The organism is Candidatus Agathobaculum pullicola (genome assembly GCF_052117205.1).
GTDB classification, from domain to species: Bacteria; Bacillota; Clostridia; order Oscillospirales; family Butyricicoccaceae; genus Agathobaculum; species Agathobaculum pullicola.
Map to the genome: position 1 here is coordinate 50,324 of NZ_JBQKJP010000010.1, position 22,779 is coordinate 73,102.

Annotated in this window: 15 protein-coding genes; 12 read left to right on the forward strand and 3 right to left on the reverse strand. The window is 53.9% G+C overall.

Translation table 11 applies throughout. The features are described 5' to 3' along the window. The first annotated feature begins 1 nt into the window (after window position 1). Complete coding sequence (locus tag ACTQ3V_RS05790) at window positions 2-955, forward strand: TIGR03943 family putative permease subunit (RefSeq protein ID WP_441466698.1); 954 nt, start codon at window positions 2-4, stop codon at window positions 953-955. A gap of 285 nt (window positions 956-1,240) precedes the next feature. Here ACTQ3V_RS05790 and ACTQ3V_RS05795 read toward each other — a convergent pair whose 3' ends face one another. Beyond that, window positions 1,241-1,444, reverse strand: a complete 204-nt coding sequence (locus ACTQ3V_RS05795) for a hypothetical protein (RefSeq protein ID WP_441466699.1) — start codon at window positions 1,442-1,444, stop codon at window positions 1,241-1,243. A gap of 132 nt (window positions 1,445-1,576) precedes the next feature. On the opposite strand from ACTQ3V_RS05795, the gene ACTQ3V_RS05800 reads away from it, so the two are divergent. From ACTQ3V_RS05800 to trxA, 10 genes are all read left to right on the forward strand, one after another. Beyond that, a complete protein-coding gene (locus ACTQ3V_RS05800) occupies window positions 1,577-1,774 on the forward strand; it encodes a hypothetical protein (protein ID WP_441466700.1) in 198 nt (65 codons plus the stop codon). Window positions 1,775-1,826: 52 nt separating this feature from the next. Next, entirely contained in the window at window positions 1,827-2,849 is a 1,023-nt protein-coding gene (locus tag ACTQ3V_RS05805) for a LacI family DNA-binding transcriptional regulator (RefSeq protein WP_441466701.1), read from the forward strand. A 27-nt stretch (window positions 2,850-2,876) separates the two neighbouring features. After that, window positions 2,877-4,202 carry a TolC family protein gene (locus tag ACTQ3V_RS05810; RefSeq protein ID WP_441466702.1) on the forward strand — a complete coding sequence of 442 codons (1,326 nt, stop codon included), beginning with the start codon at window positions 2,877-2,879 and terminating at the stop codon, window positions 4,200-4,202. A 35-nt stretch (window positions 4,203-4,237) separates the two neighbouring features. Beyond that, on the forward strand, window positions 4,238-5,512 hold the full coding sequence (locus ACTQ3V_RS05815; protein WP_441466703.1) for an efflux RND transporter periplasmic adaptor subunit: 1,275 nt from the start codon (window positions 4,238-4,240) through the stop codon (window positions 5,510-5,512). Window positions 5,513-5,519: 7 nt separating this feature from the next. Further along, complete coding sequence (locus ACTQ3V_RS05820; RefSeq protein WP_441466704.1) at window positions 5,520-8,639, forward strand: efflux RND transporter permease subunit; 3,120 nt, start codon at window positions 5,520-5,522, stop codon at window positions 8,637-8,639. A gap of 122 nt (window positions 8,640-8,761) precedes the next feature. Beyond that, window positions 8,762-9,430 carry a hypothetical protein gene (locus tag ACTQ3V_RS05825; RefSeq protein WP_441466705.1) on the forward strand — a complete coding sequence of 223 codons (669 nt, stop codon included), beginning with the start codon at window positions 8,762-8,764 and terminating at the stop codon, window positions 9,428-9,430. 15 nt (window positions 9,431-9,445) lie between these two features. Then, window positions 9,446-9,619, forward strand: a complete 174-nt coding sequence (locus ACTQ3V_RS05830) for a hypothetical protein (protein ID WP_441466706.1) — start codon at window positions 9,446-9,448, stop codon at window positions 9,617-9,619. 823 nt (window positions 9,620-10,442) lie between these two features. Beyond that, on the forward strand, window positions 10,443-18,752 hold the full coding sequence (locus tag ACTQ3V_RS05835) for an Ig-like domain-containing protein (protein WP_441466707.1): 8,310 nt from the start codon (window positions 10,443-10,445) through the stop codon (window positions 18,750-18,752). Between the two features lie 645 nt (window positions 18,753-19,397). Next, window positions 19,398-19,781, forward strand: a complete 384-nt coding sequence (locus ACTQ3V_RS05840) for a DUF3783 domain-containing protein (RefSeq protein ID WP_441466708.1) — start codon at window positions 19,398-19,400, stop codon at window positions 19,779-19,781. A gap of 149 nt (window positions 19,782-19,930) precedes the next feature. After that, window positions 19,931-20,236 (forward strand): thioredoxin, encoded by a 306-nt coding sequence (gene trxA, locus ACTQ3V_RS05845; protein WP_441466709.1) that lies wholly within the window; start codon window positions 19,931-19,933, stop codon window positions 20,234-20,236. Window positions 20,237-20,281: 45 nt separating this feature from the next. Here trxA and ACTQ3V_RS05850 read toward each other — a convergent pair whose 3' ends face one another. Continuing rightward, complete coding sequence (locus tag ACTQ3V_RS05850) at window positions 20,282-21,142, reverse strand: NAD(P)/FAD-dependent oxidoreductase (RefSeq protein WP_441466710.1); 861 nt, start codon at window positions 21,140-21,142, stop codon at window positions 20,282-20,284. Between the two features lie 16 nt (window positions 21,143-21,158). Continuing rightward, the gene (locus ACTQ3V_RS05855) at window positions 21,159-22,004 is read right to left on the reverse strand and encodes an aminotransferase class IV (protein WP_441466711.1); all 846 of its coding nucleotides are present in this window, start codon (window positions 22,002-22,004) and stop codon (window positions 21,159-21,161) included. 111 nt (window positions 22,005-22,115) lie between these two features. On the opposite strand from ACTQ3V_RS05855, the gene ACTQ3V_RS05860 reads away from it, so the two are divergent. Next, window positions 22,116-22,673 carry an epoxyqueuosine reductase QueH gene (locus ACTQ3V_RS05860; RefSeq protein WP_441466712.1) on the forward strand — a complete coding sequence of 186 codons (558 nt, stop codon included), beginning with the start codon at window positions 22,116-22,118 and terminating at the stop codon, window positions 22,671-22,673. The last annotated feature ends 106 nt before the right edge of the window (window positions 22,674-22,779 follow it).

Genomic DNA, 22,779 nt, shown 5'->3' on the forward strand with positions numbered 1-22,779 from the left:
TATGCCAAATAGGGAACCGATTCCGGTTTATGTGTTTACCGGCTTTCTGGAAAGCGGCAAGACGAAGTTTATCAAGGAAATCCTTGCCGATCCGAATTTTACGGAAAATGAGCGCACCGCGCTTTTGATGTGTGAAGAGGGCATAGAGGAATATGACGAGCAAGAACTGCTGCACTGGGGTACGGCGCTTGTGCCGATCGAGTCAGCCGCAGGCTTAACGCCCAACCGGCTCAAGCGGGTGGAGCAGAAGTATGACCCTGACCGCATCCTGATTGAGTATAACGGCATGTGGAAGCTGGACGATCTGATTGCTGCGTTTCCTGCACGATGGGAGTTGTATCAGATTGTGACAACCGTGGACGCATCCACTTTTGAACTGTATTCCAACAATATGGGGCCGATGATGTTCGAGCACATCACGACCGCCGATCTGGTGGTGTTCAACCGCTGCACGGATGCGCTCAAAGAGATGCTCTACAAGAAGAATATCCGCGCGATGAATCCGCGTGCGACCATCTATCTGGATGATGTGGACGGCAACTCGGAGGACTATGCACGCAGCATGCCGCTGCCATTCGACGTGGATGCGGAAATCATTGATATCGCGCCCGCCGATTACGGTCTGTGGTATATCGATGCGATGGGCGACCCGGGCAAGTATGACGGCAAGACCGTGCGGTTTCTGGCGCAGGTTTTTGTCGGAAAGGGTGTGCCGGAAGGGTCGTTTGTTCCCGGTCGCTTCGGCATGGTCTGCTGTGCGGAGGACATCAGCTTTCTGGGTTTCCTCTGCCGCTGGCCGGGCGCAAAGGAGCTCAAACAGCGCGACTGGGTGCGGGTGACTGCGTCCATCACAGTTGAGATGCTGCCGCAATACCGCGGCGAAGGGCCGGTGCTGCACGCTTCCGAGGTCATTCCGGCGGAAAAACCTGTGGAAGAACTGGTTTATTTTAACTAAAGTTGCGCGCGAACCGTACAGATCCGCGGGAAGGGGACGCACCGCGCAAAAGCGCGGATGCGTCTCAAGCGGAAAAGTTCCGACGGGCGAAATTTTTTGTCCGCCCTTGTAGCAAACGGCAGGCGTATGTCCTGCCGTTTGCTGAAAACAGGCCGCCCAAAGCAGCCTGTTTTCTATTTGATGCGCGCTATCGCGTGGCATCCGTTGTGATTGTGCAAAAAATCCCCTCAGGCAATGCCTGAGGGGATATGTTGTGTTTGGGTGCCCGTCCATGTAGGGGAGAAATTACGCCTCAACCTTTGCATAAACACCGCCGTTGTAGCAGGACTTGGTTGCAGCCTTAGCCATGAGAACCGGGCGCAGACCGTCAACAGCGCCAACCGGAACCGGCTTGTTGTTGATTGCATCAACAAACGCGATAACCTGATCGATAAACGCCTGATTGTAACGCTCGAGGAAACGCTGGTGATTTTGCGCTCTGCCAGCCACTCGCGCGCGCCGCTTTATCCAGCATTGGATCTGCCGCAGCCGACTACGCCGATTTTCAAAATATCCATTTCAAATGTCTCCTTTTATATGAGGTAAATAATGATAGGCTCCTTGAAGAGGAGCATCAAGAGCATGGCCGGAATTTCGGCGCACCGCCCGATTTTGGAAACTGCGACTGGTGAAAAATGGCGGCGCAGAAGCGCCTCGAAGCGTGCAAAAAATCTTTGCATTGTGCGTAAAAGGAAATTGCACAGAAAAGGGGTATTTATTGGAAAAGTATGCAAAATGCCGGGAATTGCTTGTGCCGTGCCTGTTGCTATGCTAATATAAATATATATTGCATACTGTCCGTTGCAATGGCAAAGTAAAGGGGAATGGATGAATGAAGGTAACTGCACAGTGGATAGCGGAGCAATGCGGCGTTTCACGCGGCACGGTTGACCGGGTGGTAAACGGACGCCCGAACGTGGCGCCCGAGGTGCGCGAGCGTGTGCAGAAAATGATTCATGAATACGGTTATAAAACACCGTCGCAGCGGCAGGCGGCGCGGGTAGGGCAGGGTGCTTACCGGATTGGTGTGATCTTGCCGAGCTGGGATGCCTTTTTCATTCGCCGCATGCGGGAGGGCATCCGTGTGGCGGTGCATAACCGCGGTTTAAATGACGTAAACGTATTGGTGGAAGAGCTGAAGAACCGTTCGCATCGTTCGTATTTTGAGGCAATCGAGCGACTGGAGGGACGGGGAATCGACGGTTTGATTGTGACCGCGCCGGATACGCTTGCGATGAGCGAGGAGATTGACCGGCTGGTGACGGCGGGGATTCAGGTCGTCACCTGTGACTCGGATGTGCGGCAAAGCCGCCGTTTATATCATATCGGACAGGATATGGTCAAATCCGGACGGGTGGCTGCGGGTCTGCTGGCGCCGTACATATCGGGCGCAGAGGTGCTGGTAGTGACGGGAAATCGGGAGTTTACCGCTCATGGATTGCGTGTGCGCGGTTTTCTCGACCGAATTTATGAGATTTTCGGCGGCGATGTCAATGCGCATGTGATTGAAAGCGTAGAGCGGTATGAACTGACCTACGACGGTGTTTTGCAGAATTTGCGGAAAAATCCTCGTCTGCGTGGCATCTATATGGCAAACGAATCCGTGCGCGGCTGCATGGATGCGCTTGAGCGCGCCAAGCCTGCGCGCCGCATCCATGTGGTTTGCCACGATGTGACGCCCCACGCACGGCAGTATCTGGAGGATGGGCGGCTGGATTTTATCATCGATCAGGATTTTTCTGCGCAGACAACGCGGGCAATCGAGATGCTGGCGCATACGCTGCGCACGGGAGAGCCGCCGCGGCAGCAAATGGAATATATTCATACAAGTATTATCACGCGTGAATTGCTCTGAACAGGGAAGGAGACGACGACAGAATAGATGAAACGGATACGAACAGGCGCTTTGCTGGCCGGAGCACTCTGTGTACTGACGGTTGTGCCAGCCGGCGCGGTGGGCGTGCTGGATGTGGCAGGGGCCGGCATATGGGCAACGGTTTCCACGGTGCAGGATGTGCTCGGGCGGGACGGTGTCAATGCCGCGCCGCCGGTACAGGATGAGCAGGCAATCGGCTTTGTCGGGCTGGAAAAAACCGTTCGGGCGAACAATCCAACCATTCAGGGCTTCCAGAAAACGCTGGCAAGTATCCAGAACACCAATCTGGACGCGCAGTTTTTGCAGCAGGAGTTTCAGTATCAGGCGCAATATGGCCAGTACAAGACAGAGTACGATGCCTATAATGAGTTTATTAATGCGCTGGGGGACTCGCAGGATGCGACTGTACGGGCGCAGATTGCGATGGCGACCAAGCTGCGCGCGTTGGCGGCATCCGGGATGGATACCATGAAAAAGATGCTGGATGGACTGGATCAAGCGCAGGAAGAAGCGGAGGATCAGCTGGAAGATACGTATGACAGCACCAAGAGACAGCTGGATAACACGGCAAATCAGATTGTTATAGGCGCGCAGAGCGCGTATATCGGCATTATCACCACGCAGGAGGGTATCGCAACGCTCGACCGGAACTTGGCGGCCCTCGACCGCCAGATTGCGGTGGTCGAAAAGCAGGCGGAGATAGGCATGGTCTCCCAGCTGACGCTGGATAACCTGCGTCAGACGCGCCGCGCCACGGCGGCGCAGCGCGAGACACTCACACTGATGCAGGCCACAACGGAAAACCAGCTGTCGCTGCTGTGCGGCAACACAGCCGCGACCACGGTCAAGCCGACCGCGCTGCCCACAGTAACGGATACGCAGTTGTCGGATATGAATTATGAAGAGGATTTGAAGGAAGCGCTGGACAACAGCTATGCCATCTGGTCGGCGCAGGAGCAGGCGCGCGAGGCGTCAAACCAGTACGAGGACGGTCAATCGTCCACCGTCGATGCCTATGAGGCGGCAAAGCTCAATCTGGAATATGCTGAGGAGAGCGCGGAAAACACCTTCCGGCAGCTTTATCTGGATGTGCAGGACAAAAAACGCCTGCTGGACGAAGCCAAAGCCGCATACGATATGGAGAAGAAAAATTTTGATGTGGATGCACTGCAATATGAGCGCGGCATGATCTCCCAGCTCGACTATTTGACAGCGCAGGACGATTTGGCCGCAAAACAGGATGCGGTGAACACGGCCGAGCGCGACCTGTTTACGGCTTATAATACCTACGATTGGGCCAAACGGGGCTATATGGCAGGCGGCGCAGTGTGACGGCAAAACGGGAAAGCGGGCGACGGAGGACAAAAATGAAGAGCAAACGTATGTTAGCCGCTGTGATGGCGGCAGCGCTGCTGATGAGCGCAGGCTGCGGCAAGGCGCAGGAGCAGACGCAAGAGGTGCCGACCGGCACCGCGGTGGAAGTGATGACCGTTTCGTCCGGTCCGATGAATGCGGAGTATTCGGTCACGGGCAAAGTGGTTGCGGTCAATGAAGTGCAGGTTTTCCCGCTTTTGGCGGGACAGGTGCTGACGCTGCCGGTTAAGGAGGGCGATAAGGTCACCAAGGGGCAGACGCTGCTTACAGTGGACACCTCGACGGTCACCTCCACGCTGGGGGCATTGCAGCAGTCGTACAGCGCCACCAAGGCCGCGACCGACGGCGCGATTTCTTCGGCGCAGCTTGGCGTACAGCAGGCACAGATTGGTGTGGATCAGGCGCAGCAGGCGCTGGACAATACCCGGGCGCTCTATGAAGTCGGTGCGGCGGCCGCGCAGGATGTGACGCGCGCCGAGCAGGCGCTTGAGCAGGCGCAAGGTGCGCTGCAGCAGGCGCAGGGGGGCGTTTCACAGGCGCAGGCGCAGCAATCCGCGTCCCTTGCGCAGATTCAGGCGTCGATGGACCAGATTACCACACAGGCGGCGCTCGGTACGGTCAAAGCGCCTTGCGCAGGCACTGTGACGGCGGTCAATGTCGTGCGCGGCGGGATGGCCTCGTCCGCACAGCCCACCGTTGTCATTGCGGAGGATGGCAAGGTGGAGGTCGCCGCTTCGGTGGCGGAGGATGTGTTTACCAACATTCATGAAGGGGATAATGCGGGGGTTCTGATTTCGGTGCTGTCGGATGATATGCTGCAAGGCACAATCGGTTCGCTGCCCGCAGCTGCCAATGTGCAGACCAACCTGTACGATATTCCGGTAGCGCTCCCTGCGGACGCCGCGCCGCCGATGGGCGCGTTTGCCACCGTCACGTTTTACACGGCTCGCCGCAGCGATGCGCTGTCCGTGCCGACCGAGGCGATTCTGACCGGAACGGGCGACGAGCGGTATGTGTTTGTGGTCGATGATTCCGGAGAGGATGATACGGCCGCGCGCGTGGTGGTGCAGACCGGTCTGGTCAGCAAAACGGATACCGAGATTGTGTCCGGCCTTGCCGAAGGCGACCGGGTGGTCGTCAAGGGACAGTCCTATCTGTCGGACGGCGCGGCGGTGCGCGTGGTAGCCGGCGAGGATGACACGTCCCAGAGCGATACCGCCGCGGGCGTCACTGCCAACACTGTGGATGCTGCGGACGGGGAGGGCTGACACCCCTATGAAAATTGCGGAGAACTGTATCAAGCACAATGTCATGACCATTTTGGCGTACATATTGGTCGTTGTGTTTGGCTTTTATTGCTTTCAGTCCCTGCCGCTGGCGCTCATGCCGGATATGGAGTTGCCGGTGGCGATTGTGTATGCAGGCTATTCCGGCGCAGGACCGGAGGACATTGAGCAGCAGGTGACAAGGCCGCTCGAATCCGCCTGCGCGGGTCTTGCGGGATTGGAGACGCTCAGCTCGACCTCGGCGGAAAATATGTCTATGGTCATCGTACAGTTTGCTTACGGCACCAACCTGGATAAGGCGATGACCGATATGCGCGACAAGGTCGATCAGGCAAAATCCCTTTTGCCGGAGGACGCGACCGACCCGACCGTTATGTCGATTAATATTGACTCGATGCCGGTCGTCATGATCGCGCTGCGCGGCAACGATTTGGCAAGCCTGCAGTCGATGGCGGAGGAGGAGATAGCGCCCGCGCTCGAACGGCTCGACGGCGTGGCTTCGGTCGATATTTCGGGCGGCTATGAAAACGAGGTCGCGGTGAAAACCGACGCGGCGCGCCTGAAGGGCTATAATCTGACGGTCAGTTCGGTAGCGCAGCAACTCGGTGCGGACAATATGGCCGTGCCGGGCGGCGAGATGAACAACGGCTCGCAAACCCTGACCGTGCGCACGGACGGAGAATATCAGTCGATTGAGGACGTGAAAAATGCGCTGATCTCGCTGCCCGCAGGCGGCACGGTTCGTCTGAACCAGATTGCGGATGTGTCCATGCAGCCCAAGGACCGCAATGCGCTGGCCAAGGTCAACGGCGAGGAATGTCTGATGCTGTCAGTCAACAAGCAGTCCGGCTCGAATACGGTCGAGATTGCTGAGCGCGCGAAGGCGCAGCTGGACAGTCTTATCGGGAATAACAGCGCATTGCAGTGGGATTTGGTCATGGACCAGTCCGATTACATCAATATGACGGTTGACAACGCGATGAGCAATATCTGGATGGGCGTGCTGTTTGCGGCGATTGTGCTGTTGGTGTTTTTGCGCGATTTCGGCGCGACGCTGGCGATTACCATTGCTATGCCCTGCTGTATCCTGTTTACCTTCCTGCTGATGTTTGCGCTGGATATCACGCTCAATATCATGTCGCTGGGCGGCATTGCACTGGGCGTCGGCATGATTGTGGATAACTCAATCGTGGTGCTCGAAAACGTGTTTCACTACCGGGCAGACGGCTTTGACCGCTGGGATTCCTGCGTCAAGGGCACGCATGAGGTGGTGCTGTCGGTTACGGCGTCTACCCTGACCACCATCGCCGTATTCCTGCCGATTGGTCTGTCCGGCGGCTTGACCGGTATGATGTTCAAGGAGTTTTGTATCACGATTGTGGCATTGCTGGCCTCGTCGCTGCTGATTTCGCTCACGCTTGTGCCGCTGCTGTGCTATATTCTGCTTGACCGCGGCGGTGTGCATCGTCTGTCGACCGCGGCGCCGGGGCTGCGCGAGAAGGTGGTTGCGGATAAGCCTGCGATACGGCTGTATAAAAAGGCGCTCAAGCTATTTATCACGCGCCGCTGGGTCGGCATTGCGGCGACCGCAGGTATCTGTTTGGTTTCCATTATCAGCATTGCGCTGGCCGGTGCGGAGCTGATTCCGGAGATGGATCAGGGGCAGGTGGATATTTCCGTCAGTATGCCCAGCGGTTCGACAATGGAGGAAACAGCTGCCATTCAGGACCGCATCGTAACAATTGCGGAGCAGACCGTGCCGGAAATCGATTTGGTCTACTACAGCACGGGCAGCTCGACCTCGATTATGTCCAGCGCGTCCGGGGCGAGCGTGACGATGATGCTCAAGCCGGTTGAGGAGCGCGACCGTTCGGCCGCGCAGATTGCCGCGCAGCTGCGCCGTGATTTAGCGGACATCGCGGGCTGCGAGATCACGGTGTCGGACGCCGGTATGATGGTGATGGACAGCGGTTCGGATATCAGTGTGCAGCTGTCCGGCAAGGATTACGATGAACTTGCGCAAACGGCGGAGGATTTGGCGCGCAAAATCCAAGCGCTGCCGGACGCGGTCAATGTCGAGTCCTCCGCAGGCGATCAGGTGCCGCGTGTGGCCATTAAGGTCAATCGCGAAAATGCGTCCCGCTTCGGTCTGACAGCCGCCAGCATCGGTACGATGGTGCGCGGAGAGCTGACCGGCTCGGTGGCGACCACCCTGCGCATGAACGGCGAGGAATACGACGTGACGATCTCGGGCGATGAGACGCTGACGCAGGATATGGATGCGCTCAAATCCCTGCAGCTGCCCGCGCCGACCGGCGGCACAGTGCCGCTGTCCATGGTCGCGGACGTGTATACCGAGCTGTCTCCGCAGTCCATTTCGCGTATCAATCAGTACGAAACGGTCACCATCACGGGCGAGACCGAGTCGGGTGATAGTGTAAACATCATGCAGCAGGTAAACGAGCTGATTGCAAACTATCAGATGCCCGAGGGGGTCGAGGTCGAAAACGGCGACACATCGGCCTCCAGCATTGAAGAGACAACCCGGTCGTTGATGACCGCGCTGATGGTGGCGATTTTGCTGGTTTACTTCATTTTGGCCAGCCAGTTCAATTCGTTTGTGCTGCCGGTGGCTATCATGCTCATTCTGCCGATTGGTCTGCTCGGCTCACTGGTGATGCTGTGGCCGACCGGAAACAAGGTGTCCATGGTGGCGCTGCTGGCGGTTATCATTCTGGCCGGTACGGTGGTTAACTCGTCGATTGTTCTGATTGACTATATTTTACAGCGCCGTGAGCGGGGAGAGGAGAAGCAGGCGGCCATTCTCAACGCCTGCCCGCGCCGTGTGCGACCTGTGCTGATGACCGCGCTGACCACGATTCTCGGCCTGGTGCCGATGGTGTTCTCCGGCGGCGAGGGCTCGGAAATGATGAAGCCGATGGGTGTTGTGATGATGACCGGTATGGTAATTTCCACGGTGGCGACACTGTTTATCACGCCGGTGTATTATTCGCTGACCGATGGGTTGGCCGAACGGGTCAAAAACCGCTTGCAACGTCCGAAAAAAGAACGACATTGGCTGAGAAAGTTGAAAAAAGGCGGGGAATGACGGAAATTTGGGATAAGTGACCGTTGCAATTTTACGCCGGATACGGTATGATTAAGGCGGCACCGCAGGGAGCGGTGCCGCCTGATTTGTTGAAGAACAGAAGAAAGAGGGAGGCGGGCAGAATGAAGCGATCGGTTGCCATGGTGGCGCTTGGCACCCTGCTTTTGTCCGGGTGTATACAGCAGACTGATGTGATGGAGTCGACAGAAGAGCAGGCGGCCAAGGCCAATCCGCAGACACAGGCGCTGGAAGCGGCGACGCAGGCGGGGCTGATCAGCGAGGATGCGACAGTCGGCTTGAGTGAAGAGGAGGCGCTGCAGCAGGTCAGCGATGCAGTGGACAAGACGCAGTATGTCGTAGAGGCGACGGAGGAAACGCTTTCCGTCGGCACAGATGCGGCGTCAGCGTGCGAATATTATGTGTTTGTGGTCAGCGATGCCACAGGCCGGACGGTCGGCAAGGTGGCGGTGGACCGGGAGACCGGCGAGAAATACAACTATCTGGGGGATGGCGTGTTGGATGATTACGCCACCTTCCCGCTGTACGACGCCGAGGCCGAGCAGCACGAAGGCTGGCCGGGCAGCTATGTCAGCCCGGCGGGCGTCATGCTGACCATTACGCAGGAGGAGAAAGCCGGGTTTGTATATCGCTTTTCCGATGGAACGGAGGGCACGGCTGCGGTCAATGGCGAGACAGCCAAATCCGGGGACGAGCAGATGAATTTCCTGCTTGCGGACGGAATTATTACCGTTGCCGGCGGTGGACTGACGGGTAACTATATTGCGCAGTGAGAAAGAGGAGACACCGTGCGTTTGCAGGGGAAAGGCTTTGCATTTTTGCTTTTTGGCATCCTGCTGGTGCTGATGGAGTATAGCGATCCGTGGATTCCGGTTATTGATGACATGCCATGGAGTTTGTTGGGGCTGGTGGCTGGTATTGTGGGTCTGATACTGGTGCTGAACAGTGGAAAAGACGAATAACGGTCATACACAGAGGGTGTGCTGTGGAAACGGAAGTTTCTGCGGCACATCTTTTTTGTTCTTGACCGCACAGGAGAATTCAATATGGGGTTCTTAGCAAATTTCGGGTAGTAAAAGCCGGCCTGTGCGAATAAGAAGCAGCCGCTCGTTTTGCGTTGCCGGATTATTTCGCAACGCGCCCGTTTCCATATCAGATGATGGGATGTTGATAGGTGTTGCATGGCACTGGATATGGAGAGGCTGAATAGGATGGCAAACCGCTTTCATAGGAAAACTGGCGAGTCCTTGTGATGATATGGGTAATTTTGCTATATATTGATAATATTTTGTTCTCTTCTGTTCAGAGTGTTGATTTTTCTCACAAAAAAATCTGGTATACATGTAGATTTTTTTAAATAAATGTTCCAAAATTCAGAATAGTATGCTAAACTAAAGGCATATGGTAACATGACCCAATCACGGAAAAAAGAAGAATAAATAAAATTACTAAAAAGGCAAAGTTGACGTCTTAAGGGCAAATAAATTAAATTCAGAAAATGAGATGCAGTGCGGTGATTATTGCCGAAAATTTGCGGCACAAAACCAGTTGTTTTATCCAGAATCTCCAAAGGAAAAAACAGGGGGATATGGGAGATGTGGTTGCAAAAGTGTCCGTTTTTGGTAGACGTTCGTTATAAAATGATGAAAAAGAAGAAACATCTTTTCGACTTGGAAGGTGAGCAATGGGAGGTGCAAAGCAATAGGAACGATTGATAAGCAATAAAGGAAGGAGCATTGAGGATAAAAAGCATGAGATAGTATATGAGAAGTAAGGAGGAAAACAATGGAGAAGAAATGGAACAGAATTGGAAGACGGATGTTGTCTTGCGCTTTGACCACTCTGTTGGCAGTTCAGGCAGCACCGGTAGCATATGCCGCTGATGCGCAGGATGATGCATCTAATAGCGATACACAGATTTCATCCCCTGTGGAGAAGGTATATGTAAATTCATATGGAGGCAACCAGAGAAGCACAGATTTTAATCAACATTGGAAATTCAATCTGGGAGACGCCAGCGGCGCACAAGAGCTGGATCACGACGACTCTGCGTGGAAGGATGTCAACCTCCCTCATGACTACAGCATTGAGCAGCCCTATTCTGCCTCGAACGAGGCGGAAAGCGGCTATCTGCCCGGCGGTATCGGCTGGTATCGCAAGCACTTTACGGTCGATCCCAGCTGGCAGACCAAGCGCGTGTCCATCAACTTTGATGGCGCGTACATGAACACAGAGGTATACCTTAACGGGACCAAGCTCGGCTCCCATCCCTATGGCTATACCCCGTTTTCGCTGGAACTGCCGTCTGATTTATTGAACTATAACAGTGAAAACGTGATTGCGGTAAAGACAAACAATAAGATCCCTTCCAGCCGCTGGTATTCGGGCAGCGGTATTTACCGCGACGTGACACTGATTGCAACCGATCCGGTACATGTTGCGCCCAATGGCGTAACGGTGCTGACTCCGGATATTGAAAATGGCACCGGAACGGTTAAGATCACAACAAAAGTGGCAAATGACAGCACGGCTGCGGCTCAAGACCTGACGGTCAGCCATACCATTACGGAAAAGGGCAGCGATCAGGAAGTTATTTCCGGACAGGGGAGCATTGCGTCGATTACCAATGGAACCTCTCAAAGCGTTGACGTTACCGTAACGGTACCGAGCCCGAAGCTCTGGAATGTATGGGATAAAGGCGCACAGACACTTTATGAAGTACATACGGAGATTAAAAAGGGCGATCAGGTTCTGGACAGCTATGATACGACCTTTGGCTTCCGCTATTTCGAGTTCACCCAGCAGGGCTTCTCGCTCAACGGCGAGAAGATGAAGCTGCGCGGCGTCTGTATGCACCATGATCAGGGCGCTTTGGGTGCGGAGGCGTGGTATCGTGCCACCGAGCGTCAGGTGGAAATCCTGAAAGAGATGGGCTGTAACGCGATCCGCGTTACCCATAACCCCGCCTCTCAGGTCTTGCTGGACATCTGCAATGAGCAGGGCATGCTGGTTGTAGAAGAAGCGTTTGACACATGGACGCAGCAGAAGAATTACAACACCAACGACTATTCCGCATGGTTCGAAACAGTTATTGAAGCAGGCAATAATATTGAGGGCGCGAATCCCGGTACGATGACTTGGGCTGAATTTGATATCAAGGCCATGGTCAACCGCGGCAAGAACTACCCCTGCATCATTATGTGGTCGCTTGGTAATGAAATTCTGGAAACAACTCAGTATGATTTTTCCAAATATACGCAGCACGCGCAAAACCTAATTAATTGGGTGAAACAGGTGGATGAGACCCGCCCGACTACCTTTGGCGACAATAAGCTAAAAGCTAATAACGAAACTGCCAAAAGCATTGCCAACGTCATTCATCAAAATGGCGGTGTCATAGGCTTTAACTATGCCACCATCCAGCAGATGACCAATAACAGCGCATCGGGCTGGCTGATTTATGGCTCGGAGACGGCTTCCGCCATCAACAGCAGCGGCGTCTACAACTATATCGGCACCGGCGGTCAGACCGGAAATCAGCGCCTGACCTCCTATGATACCTCTAAGGTTGGTTGGGGTGCTGTGGCCAGTGACGCATGGTATCAAACCATCACGATGGACCGCAATGCTGGTGAGTTTGTCTGGACGGGCTTTGACTACATTGGCGAGCCTACCCCGTGGAACGGCACAACCGGCGGCTCCCAGACCGGAAACTTCGCTGTTGCGCCGAAATCCTCGTATTTTGGCATTGTGGACACCACAGGCTTCCCCAAGGATTCTTACTATCTGTACCAGAGCCAGTGGAATGATCAGGTGAACACTCTGCACATCCTGCCCACTTGGAACGAAGAGGATGTCTTGCAGGATAACGGCAAGGTGCGCGTTGTGGTATACAGCGATGCGGCTGAAATCAAGCTGTACCTGAATAATAAATTAGTCGGTACGGCTCAGGCCGAGAAGCAGACTACCGCAGCAGGATATAGCTATTCGTTGTTTACCACCGGCACGGACACATTCCAGCCGGCAAGTGCAAATCATCAAAAACTGTACGCTACCTTCCTGGTACCTTATGAGGAAGGCACGCTGCGCGCGGAAGCCTATGACAGCAATGGCGATCTCATTCCGGAAAACCAGCTGGAGGGACGCACGCAGGTGAAAACCACAGAGGAAGCTACCCAGCTTTCCCTGTCCGCAGATCGCACTGAAATTCAGGCGGATGGCAAGGATCTCAGCTACATCACCATCGACGTGACCGACCGCAACGGCGAGCTGGTCAACAGCGCGGAACCCACCATTAGCCTGAGCATTACCGGTGACGGTGAGATCATCGGTGTGGACAGCGGTGCACAGTTTGACCACACATCTCCTCAGAGCACGACATGGAAGGCATTCCATGGCAAGCTGCTTGCTATTGTGCAATCCACAACCAATGATGGTTCGTTCACAGTAACTGCCAAGGCGGACGGAATGGTAACCGATTCGGTTACTGTGCAGACGACGCCGGTGGCAGCGGCCAGCACGGAAAAAACGGTAAGCAGTCTGGAATACGCCAGAACCTATTATGTAAAGGTAAATAACGAGCCGGTACTGCCCTCCACCATCAAGGTAAACTATGCCGATGGCACGAGCGAGCAGAAGTCGGTTCAGTGGAGCGGCACGGGAGATACAACGCAGGCGGGCAACTTCACCAAGACCGGCACAATTGATGGAATTACAACAACGGCTTCTGTCCGTGTTGTGATGCTGGATTCTGTAGCGGCCCTGATGAACTATTCCTGCGCGGTTGCTGTCGGCGCGGCGGCGAACCTCCCGGCAACACGCCCCGCCATTACAGCCGATGGCCAAGTGCTGGATGCGTATTTCCCGGTAGAGTGGGATTCGGTTAATACTACGCAGCCGGGTCTCTATCCCGTGCAGGGACGCGCGTCTGTTTTTGGTCAGGATATGACTTTGACCGCTATGGTTCGTGTGTCCGAAGGCGAGATCCATAAGGGCAGCAATATGGCTCCGCGTGTCGTGGAACTGTACCATGGCACGGAGTCCGATAACGGAACCAATGCCCTACGCGTTATCTGCGATGAAAATACCAATGCAGACCAGTACTGGAGCGGACAAGGCGAAGTCAGGTTCCGCTACGATACGGCACAGAATATTAACGAAGTGAAGCTCTATCTGAAGGATACCGCGCCGAGCTCGCGCGATATGCACGTGGAGTGGTCGCCGGATGGATCGAGCTGGACGCCAATCGAGGCGGAAGTCAGCAATGAGGCCGGAGCGGGTATGACGATTCGCACCTACTCTTTTGACATTGTTTCGGCAGTCTGGATGAAACTGGTGTTTGATGCTCCTGTCAATCTGGTGGAAGCAGAACTGAACACCGGTATCCCCTCCTTTGCAATTGGCAGTGAAGCGGCCTTGTCCTCGCTGAATGTGAAGGGCCGTATTGCGGATCAGGATGCGTTGAGTGCCAATGTGTTTGGAACGCCGGATACAGATGTCACATTGCAGGACGTCACCGCTGTTGGAGTGGATAATGCTTCGATTACAATGTTGCCCGTACAGGATCAAGTGATTCGGCTTGTGCTGGAGTCAGAGGATCATTCGGCTCAGTCTACATTCCAGATCCTTCTGGGGAACACCTCGAGTACTGTAACTGATGCGTCCAGCGATGAACTGGACTACGACAGAAACAAAACCAGAGCTTCTGCAGGCAGTGAGAATGCAGAAAATACGGCGCATACGGAAGGGCCGGCCAGCTATGCGGTGGATGGAAATGAGTCCACGATTTGGCACAGCAACTGGAATGCCGGTGCTGGCGATGCGGATCTGTCCGACAATCCAGAGTTGCGGTGGTTCATGCTAACGTTGGATGAAGCGACAGAACTAAACGCGCTGCGTTATTTGCCGCGTTCGGGTAACCAAGGCGCTTCAAACGGCAGAATACAGGATTACAGGATTGAAGTGAGCACCAGCGCACAAGGGCCGTGGGAAACGGTTGCGCAGGGAAGATGGCAAAATACGACCGGCTGGAAGATTGCTCCATTCACCAAGACGGTAACCGCGCAGTATGTGCGCCTCTGGGGTGATACTTCGTATGGTGATCAAGCCAATAAGTTTTTGTCTGCGGCAGAAATTCGAGTTTGCAAACCGGCCAGCGATCTGTTCACTTTGGCTGAGGTGACCTTACCGCAAGAGGCCTATGACTACACCGGAGAGGCGATCACGCCCGAGCCTACTGTGACATTGAAGTCCGGTGGTGCTGCTCTCGAAAAGGGTACGGATTACACGGTATCCTATGCCAACAATACAGAGCCGGGTATCGCGACTGTGACCATCACTGGCGCAGGCACTTACACAGGTATCATTGAGAAAACGTTTACCATCAATGAGGTGGACATCAATATTGAATCCTATGTGCCGATCACGGTCAACACCGGCAAGGGCGTTGCTCCGCAGCTGCCCGGCACGGTTACGGCCAATATGTCGGCTGGCGGCCAGCGCGTCTTTGAAGTGATTTGGGCAGATGTCGATCCGAGCCGATACGCAAAGCTGGGTGAGTTTGAGGTATTCGGAACGGTGGTCGGACAGACACAGCCTGTCACGGCAAACGTCGTTGTCAGCGGCATTACCGGTGTGGAGAGCATCTCGCTTGTAACCATGCCAAACGTGGATCCCACGCTTCCGACGACGGTAAAGGTGTATCTGAGCAATGGTGAAACAAGCACTGCCAATGTCGAGTGGGAAGAGAAGCAGTGCACAGGCAGCGCAGGCGATATTATCACGGTTTCGGGCACGGTAGACGGCACAGACCTGAAGGCTACTGCCACAGTGCGTCTGGTTGATATGACGGAATCTGCTACTAATCTGGCAAAGAATACCAGTGTCAACCTGAGCAGTGCTGCCAATGGCAGCTTGCCGTTGGCGATTGCATGGGTCAGCGCCGGCAATGATAACCCCTTTAGGGCAACCAATGGACAGAAGTCCTTCACGTCGAACGCCAGCAAGAACATCTGGTCCGATTGGGAAAGCGGCACTTACCACATGGATCAAAACTGGCTGGGCGTGATTTTCGGCAGTGGCGATACCGTGGAAAGCCAGTTGCTTCATAAGGTGTCCGTCGGATTCATGGAAGAGGACGGAACAGGCGCAAATAAGGTAAAACTTCCGGCAAGCTATAAGATTGAATACTACGTTGGACCGGAGGGCTTTGCCTATCAGACCAAGCTCAGCACCAACCAATTAAAAAATCAGGGCAACGGCTTTGTACGCAATTGGGATAATAGTAACCCGTTGAAGGATCCGAATAACTGGCGAGAGGTAACCTACACGGGAAGCGGAAAACCGGCCGTACCCGCGCTTGCTGGTAATGCCTTTAAGAATATGGTAGACATTACCTTCGAGCCGGTGGAAACGCAAATCATCCGAATCTCCCTGACGCCGCAGGCAAACCAGTGGGTTGGCATCGAGGAGTTTGAGGCGTACGGATACGATCCGGTTACGCTCAACAGCACCTTTGCTGTCAGCGACATCAAATTGGATGGCGTAGATAAACTGGGTGAGTTCAGCGGAAATACGCTGAATGTCAAGCTGGAAGCGGATGCGCAGATCCCGGTTATCACCGCTTCGGCCACCAACAATGCTTCTGTAACCGTGGTTCAGGCCTATGACCGCAACAGCACCGCGAAGGTGATCTTCAAGGCAGAGGACGGCACAGGGGAGCAAACGTATACCATCAACTTTACAGCGGATGAAGCAGCGTTACATCCGATTCAATACCAGCTGTATCACCTGACCGCAGATCCCAAGCCGATTGATGTGGCGGACGGTCAGCCCTTGCAAGCTACGCTGAAGGCGGATGCAGACTATCAGCTGCCGGATGCGATTCAGGTAAGAATGGGTGCTCAGGTCTTGAACGCAGGAACTGACTATACGTATGATAAGGCCAGCGGCCAGATCCGTATTGCAGCGGTTACCGACGGAGTAGTCATCATTGCGGACGCGATTCAGACAGGCAGCATACCGGTCGTGACCACTACGACATTGAACAGCGGCAATGTGAACAAACCGTATTCCGCGCTGCTATCAGCAAAGGGTCAGGCCCCAATGACTTGGAGCATTTCTTCGGGCAATCTGCCCACGGGTCTGTCGTTGAGTGAGAATGGACTTATCAGCGGCACCCCCACAGCGGAAGGTAACTTCACCTTTACGGTCACAGCAACAAACCGTGTAGGTTCGGGTAGCCAGACGCTGTCCATTCGGATTGATCCGAATACAAGTTCGGAAAAGAAGATCACTTCCTTTAGCATTGCGAACGGCGGAACCACAATCAATGGTACACAGATTACGGTTACAATGCCGCATGGCACGGATGTGACCGCGCTCGTTCCTACGATTACCGTAAGCAATGGCGCGAAGGTTTCGCCTGAGAGCGGTGTAGCGCAGAACTTCAGCAGCCCTGTCACATATCGGGTAACAGCGGAAGACGGAACCACGCAGGATTACATCGTAACCGTGAAATTTGCGGCGCAGGGCACCTATGTCATTTCCGCAGACACAGTAGTAAACGGTACGATTCGTCCGAGCGCTACCTTCGCAGCAGAAGGCGAAGAAATTAGTGTCGCGCTTGAACCGAATGACGGTTATGCGGCCAAGGAAGGCTCGCTGAAGGTTTATAAGACCGATGAACCGACAAAGACGGTTGAGGTTTCGGGCAATTCCTTCCTGATGCCAGGCTATGGCGTAACCGTTACCGCAGCATTTGAAGCGATTGCATCTGCTTTTGTTGCGGTAGAGAGCATCGCTGATGTACCGACTGAGACAAAGGTAGGTGTACCGCTGTCTCTGACTGGAACTGTGCAGCCGAGCGATGCGACTAATCGTCAAATTGTCTGGCGTGTGAAACAAGCGGGTAGCACAGGCGCAACCATCCAGAACGATGTGCTGCACACGACGGACGCAGGTGTTGTGCTCCTGACAGCAACGATTGCGGACGGTAAGGCGCCTGGCGTGGATTACACACAGGACTTCACGATTGCAGTGAACAGTGAGACGTCAGGAGAAACAAGCGACACCAGTAGTTCGGTTGGCGGGGATAAGACGGAAATCCAACAGAATCCGGATGGTTCTACCACAACGATCGTGACCCGACCGGATGGAACGGTTACGGAAACCACCAGATATCCGGACGGCTCCAAGCAAGTGGTGCAGAAGAACACGGATGGCAGCACAATTACCACGATCACCAAAAATGACGGTTCCTCTTCCGTCACGAACGTAGACGAGAGAGGACAGGTGGAAACCGAGGTTAAGGTATCTCAGAGCGCGGTAGACGAGGCAGAGAAGAATGGAGAGAATGTGGCTCTGCCGATGCCCAGTGTGCCGAATACCACCAATCGGAATAACGCGCCGACCATTACGGTGGATCTGCCGGGCAGCGAAGCTGTCAAGGTAGAGATTCCGGTGGAAAATGCGACCCCGGGTACGGTGGCGATTGTTGTCAAGGCAGACGGTTCGGAGGAAATCATCAAGACTACGCAGAGCACGGTGGACGGCGTGGCGGTTACCCTCAATGACGGCGATACCGTGAAAATCGTGGACAACAGCAAGTTCTTTGATGATGTACCTAGCAGCTTCTGGGCGCATGATAATATTGCGTTTACAACCAGTCGTGAACTGTTCAGCGGCACAAGCGAGAACACCTTCTCGCCGAATGTGGCCATGACTCGCGCTATGATCGTTACTGTTTTGGCGCGCTTTGAGGATGTGGACACATCTACCGGAGACACATGGTATGAAGTAGGCCGGCAGTGGGCTATGGACAATCAGATCTCGGATGGCACGAATATGGATCAAAGCCTCACGCGTGAGCAGCTTGCCACCATGCTGTACCGTTATGTAAACGAACCGGAAGTAACAGCAAGTTTGAATGGCTTTGCTGACGCTTCCAAGGTCAGCGACTATGCGAAGAAGGCCATGGCTTGGGCAGTCGAGCAAGGTTTGATTTCCGGTGTAGGAAATAACCTGCTTGATCCGCAGGGTCAGGCAACCAGAGCGCAGGTAGCAACGATTCTGGCTCGGTTTATTGACAACGCATAAGAGCGAACGCTTATTTGAGACAGCATCGAGTAGGGGGTCACCCATTCGTTGGGTGATCGACCTCTCATACTACCGTGCATACCGTTCGGTACACGGCGGTTCAATCGCATAAGTGCAATTTACGAAGTTGCTCGTACTGTGCTGGGAAGTTATAATACCAGGCACAGTACGAGCTTTTCGTTATGGATTTTCATGCCGAGCACTTCAAAGGTGGAGAGCAGCACGGCGGCACAGCAGACAATCATCTTTCCCCCAAATTATGTATGTGTCGTGCTTCCCATGCACAGCCTCATATTCCCTTGATTTTTTGTGCCGGATTATGTATAGTTATTGTATACAGAAAAGCTATAAAGCAAAATTAGAATTCTCTTGCATATGAAAATATGTTATGGGAGGCCGCGATACGCTCCACCAAAATTTGCTTTCTTTTGCAAGTTTATGTGTGTGGAAGCTGCATGGCGCGTGAAATCAATATCGCCTATCAAAAGCAATTTTACGCAGATGGATGTGCTCACGATATTGTCAAGTCTTATTGTGAGACACTGCGGCACGATCAGTAAGCGTATGGGATGGGCCTATGCCGATGGATTCTGATACGGAAATGTTGGCAGATAATATCAAAACAAAAGAAAAGGAGCACATATTATGGCGGTATCTCGCGAAACCGTGCTGTTTTACGAACCAGAGGGCGGGGCACAGGGCGCGCTGCTTAAATCTGTTCTGGTGCGCATGGGTGTGCGCATCAAAAATGTGTCATCGGAGGCGGTAGGGCAGACGATTGGCTGCCTGCTGGGCCGCAAGGGCTTCGATGCACGTGAAAATCCAGAAGCGCCTGTGCTGGATGAGCCGGTGTTGGTTTTGGACGGATTTACCGATAAGCGGTTGGAAATCCTACTAAGGGAGATGAAAAAAAACGATATTTCCATACCGTACAAGGCGATTGTAACCGAAACCAATCTTGGATGGCTGTTTCATCAGCTGTATGATGAGCTTGCCCAAGAGCACGAAATGATGCAGCGCGGAAAATAAATGTTTTCTTTTTTCAGAAACCTGTTATAATAAGAGTAATCCAGTGTACGTTTGGCAGATGCCGAGACTGGATGATAGTGTGTATATTCCCGACAGATGTCTATGGATGGGAATGAACGGATGAAATAGAGAAAAAGGAGTGTTGAAATATGGCAGTTTTAACAATTACCAAGGAAAATTTTGCAAGTGAAGTTATGGCGTCGGATAAGCCGGTGCTGCTTGACTTTTGGGCAAGCTGGTGCGGCCCCTGCCGTATGGTATCACCCATTGTGGACGAGATCGCGGAAGAGCGTACCGACATCAAGGTTGGTAAGATTAACGTCGATGAGCAGGGCGAACTGGCGCAGCAGTTCGGCGTAATGAGTATTCCGACATTGGTTGTGATGAAAAACGGGCAGATTGCCAATAAGGCAGTCGGTGCGATGCCTAAGGAAAATATTCTGGCGTTGCTGTAAGGTAAAATAAAAAACGGAAGCGGTTTCCGCTTCCGTTTTGTTTTGTCACGCTTTGCGCACGAATTTGATGGCGCTCATGGCAGCCTGTGCTCCATCCGAGACGGCCTTAGCCACTTGTAGCAGTCCGCCGGTGCAGTCGCCCGCGGCAAACAGACCGGGAACCGCAGTGGCTCCATCTTCACCAACCTGAATTTTGTTGCCATCGAGCTGCGCACCCAGTTTGCGAGCAAAATCACCGCTGCCCGCCGTGCCGTAAGCGATGAACACGCCATCGACTGCGAGCGGGTCGCCTGTATGGAACGTTACGCGCGCGACCTTGTCCTCGCCTTCCACTGCCGCGACCGGACGTTCATCCACATGCAACCCTTCGGGCAGGTTGCCGGGTGCGGGCGTGCCGCCCGTCAAAAGTGTCACAGAAGCGGCGACGGGGAGAAGTGTACGCGCCTCTTCCAACGCATATTCGCCCTCGCCCAATACGGCGACCGCCTTGCCACGGTAGAAAAAGGCATCACATACCGCGCAGTAGCTGACACCGCGTCCCTCCAGTTCGCGTACGCCAGGAATCGGCGGCGTGGCGCGCGGTGCCCCGGTGGCAAGGATGACCGCGTCTGCGGTGAATTCGCCTGCGGTTGTTTTGACAGTAAATCCCTTTTCGGCATACTCGACTCCGGTAACCTCGGTCTGTACCAGCTGTGCGCCTAAGCGCTTGGCCTGCGCCTGCCCGCGAGCAAGCAATTCGGGGCCGGAAATGACATCGGTAAAGCCAAAGTAGTTTTCGATTTTATCGGTTTTATCCAGCGCACCGCCGTCTTTATAGGTGACAGTGGTCTGGATACCAGAGCGCACCGCGTAAATAGCGGCACTCAGTCCGGCGGGGCCTCCGCCGATGATGAGAACAGATGGCATAGTGTACTTCCTTTCGTTACTTATCGGTTTCGTTCATAAACCAGTCTTGATAGGCTTTTTGCAGCGTATTCAGCAAGACGATATCCTTGCCACCGACTGGTTTTTCATCTACATGGCTGACCGAAATGCAGTGAGATCCGGTAGAAAGGATCATGACTTCATCCGCATTCATCAGCTCGTCCACAGTAAACGGTGCAATGCGCGAGGGGATGCCGAGCTTTTCGCACAACTGTAAAAAGTGCATACGCGTGATACTGGGCAGGATGAGTTCGTCTGCCGGGGGTGTGCAGAATACGCCGTCCTTGAGAATTGCAAGGCCGGAGTGTGCGCCTTCGGTCACGCGGTCGCCGCGATGAAACACGACCTCATCACAGCCTGCTTCCACCGCGCGCTGCATGGCCATACAGTTAGGAATCAGATTGAGCGTTTTGATATTGCAGTGGAAAAAGCGTGTGTCCTCGACTGTGAGGAGTTTGTAGGGCTTATCGTGGCGGTCGAGTCCGAACGGCTCAGAGAAGGCCATAAGACTGGCCTTGGCGTTGGGCGGGAAGGCGTGCATGCGGTGTGCGACTGCGCGCGTCGACTGCCAGTAGAGCATATGCGGCTCATCAGAATCCAAACGGCTGATTAAATCATACAGCACTGCTGCCAAATCCTCGCGCGGCATTGGTGGAGCAATGCGCAGGAGACGCAGACTGTTATAGAATCGATCGAGATGGTCATTCAGCGCAAAGATTTTCTTATTGCGCACCATGGCCGCATCGTATACACCGTCGCCGAAATAGAAACCGCGGTCGGTGATCGGAGCTTTGATTTCATCAATCGGACCGATTGTACCGTTATAATATGCAATATCTCGCATCAGGTGAATACCTCCTTGTCGTATGGTCTGCTTTCAGTATAGCTGCTTTACAGATGCTTTGCAAGAGGAGGAAAATGTGATAGAATAAATAAATCAGGAGAGTGATTTTTGATGAAAACGCTGCTGCATATCTGCTGCGCTCCGTGCTCAATTGCCTGTATTGACACGCTGAGGCAAGATGGGATCGAACCGGTGGGATTTTGGTATAATCCCAATATTCATCCGTTTACCGAATATAAGATGCGCAAAAACACGCTGGTTGAATATGCAAAAAGCATCGATCTTAAGCTGGAAATTGAAAATGAGTACGGTCTGCGTCGGTTTATTGAGGGAGTATATCCGAATTTCGACAACCGCTGCACATTCTGTTATACGCTGCGCTTTGAGGAAACCGCACGCTATGCGGCGGAGCACGGCTATGACCAGTTTACTTCAACACTGTTTGTCAGTCCCTATCAGAACCATGAACTGATGAGGCAGGTGGCTGAGCAAGCAGCAAAAAAGTACGGCGTTGCGTATCTGCATCGCGACTTTTCGCCGCGATTCCGCGAGGGTCAGGATAAGGCGCGTGAGTTAGGGATGTATATGCAGAAGTACTGCGGCTGTATTTTTTCTGAGGAGGATCGGTATAAGAAACATCCCAAAAAGAAAAAGACCAAGGAGATGTAGGTTTGTCAAACATATTGGACAGAGAACTCTAAGGGAGAAAACCAACCTAGAGGCCTCATGGGAAAGTTGTTGGAGTGGCGATTATGGATAGCGAGCTGCTTGGCGA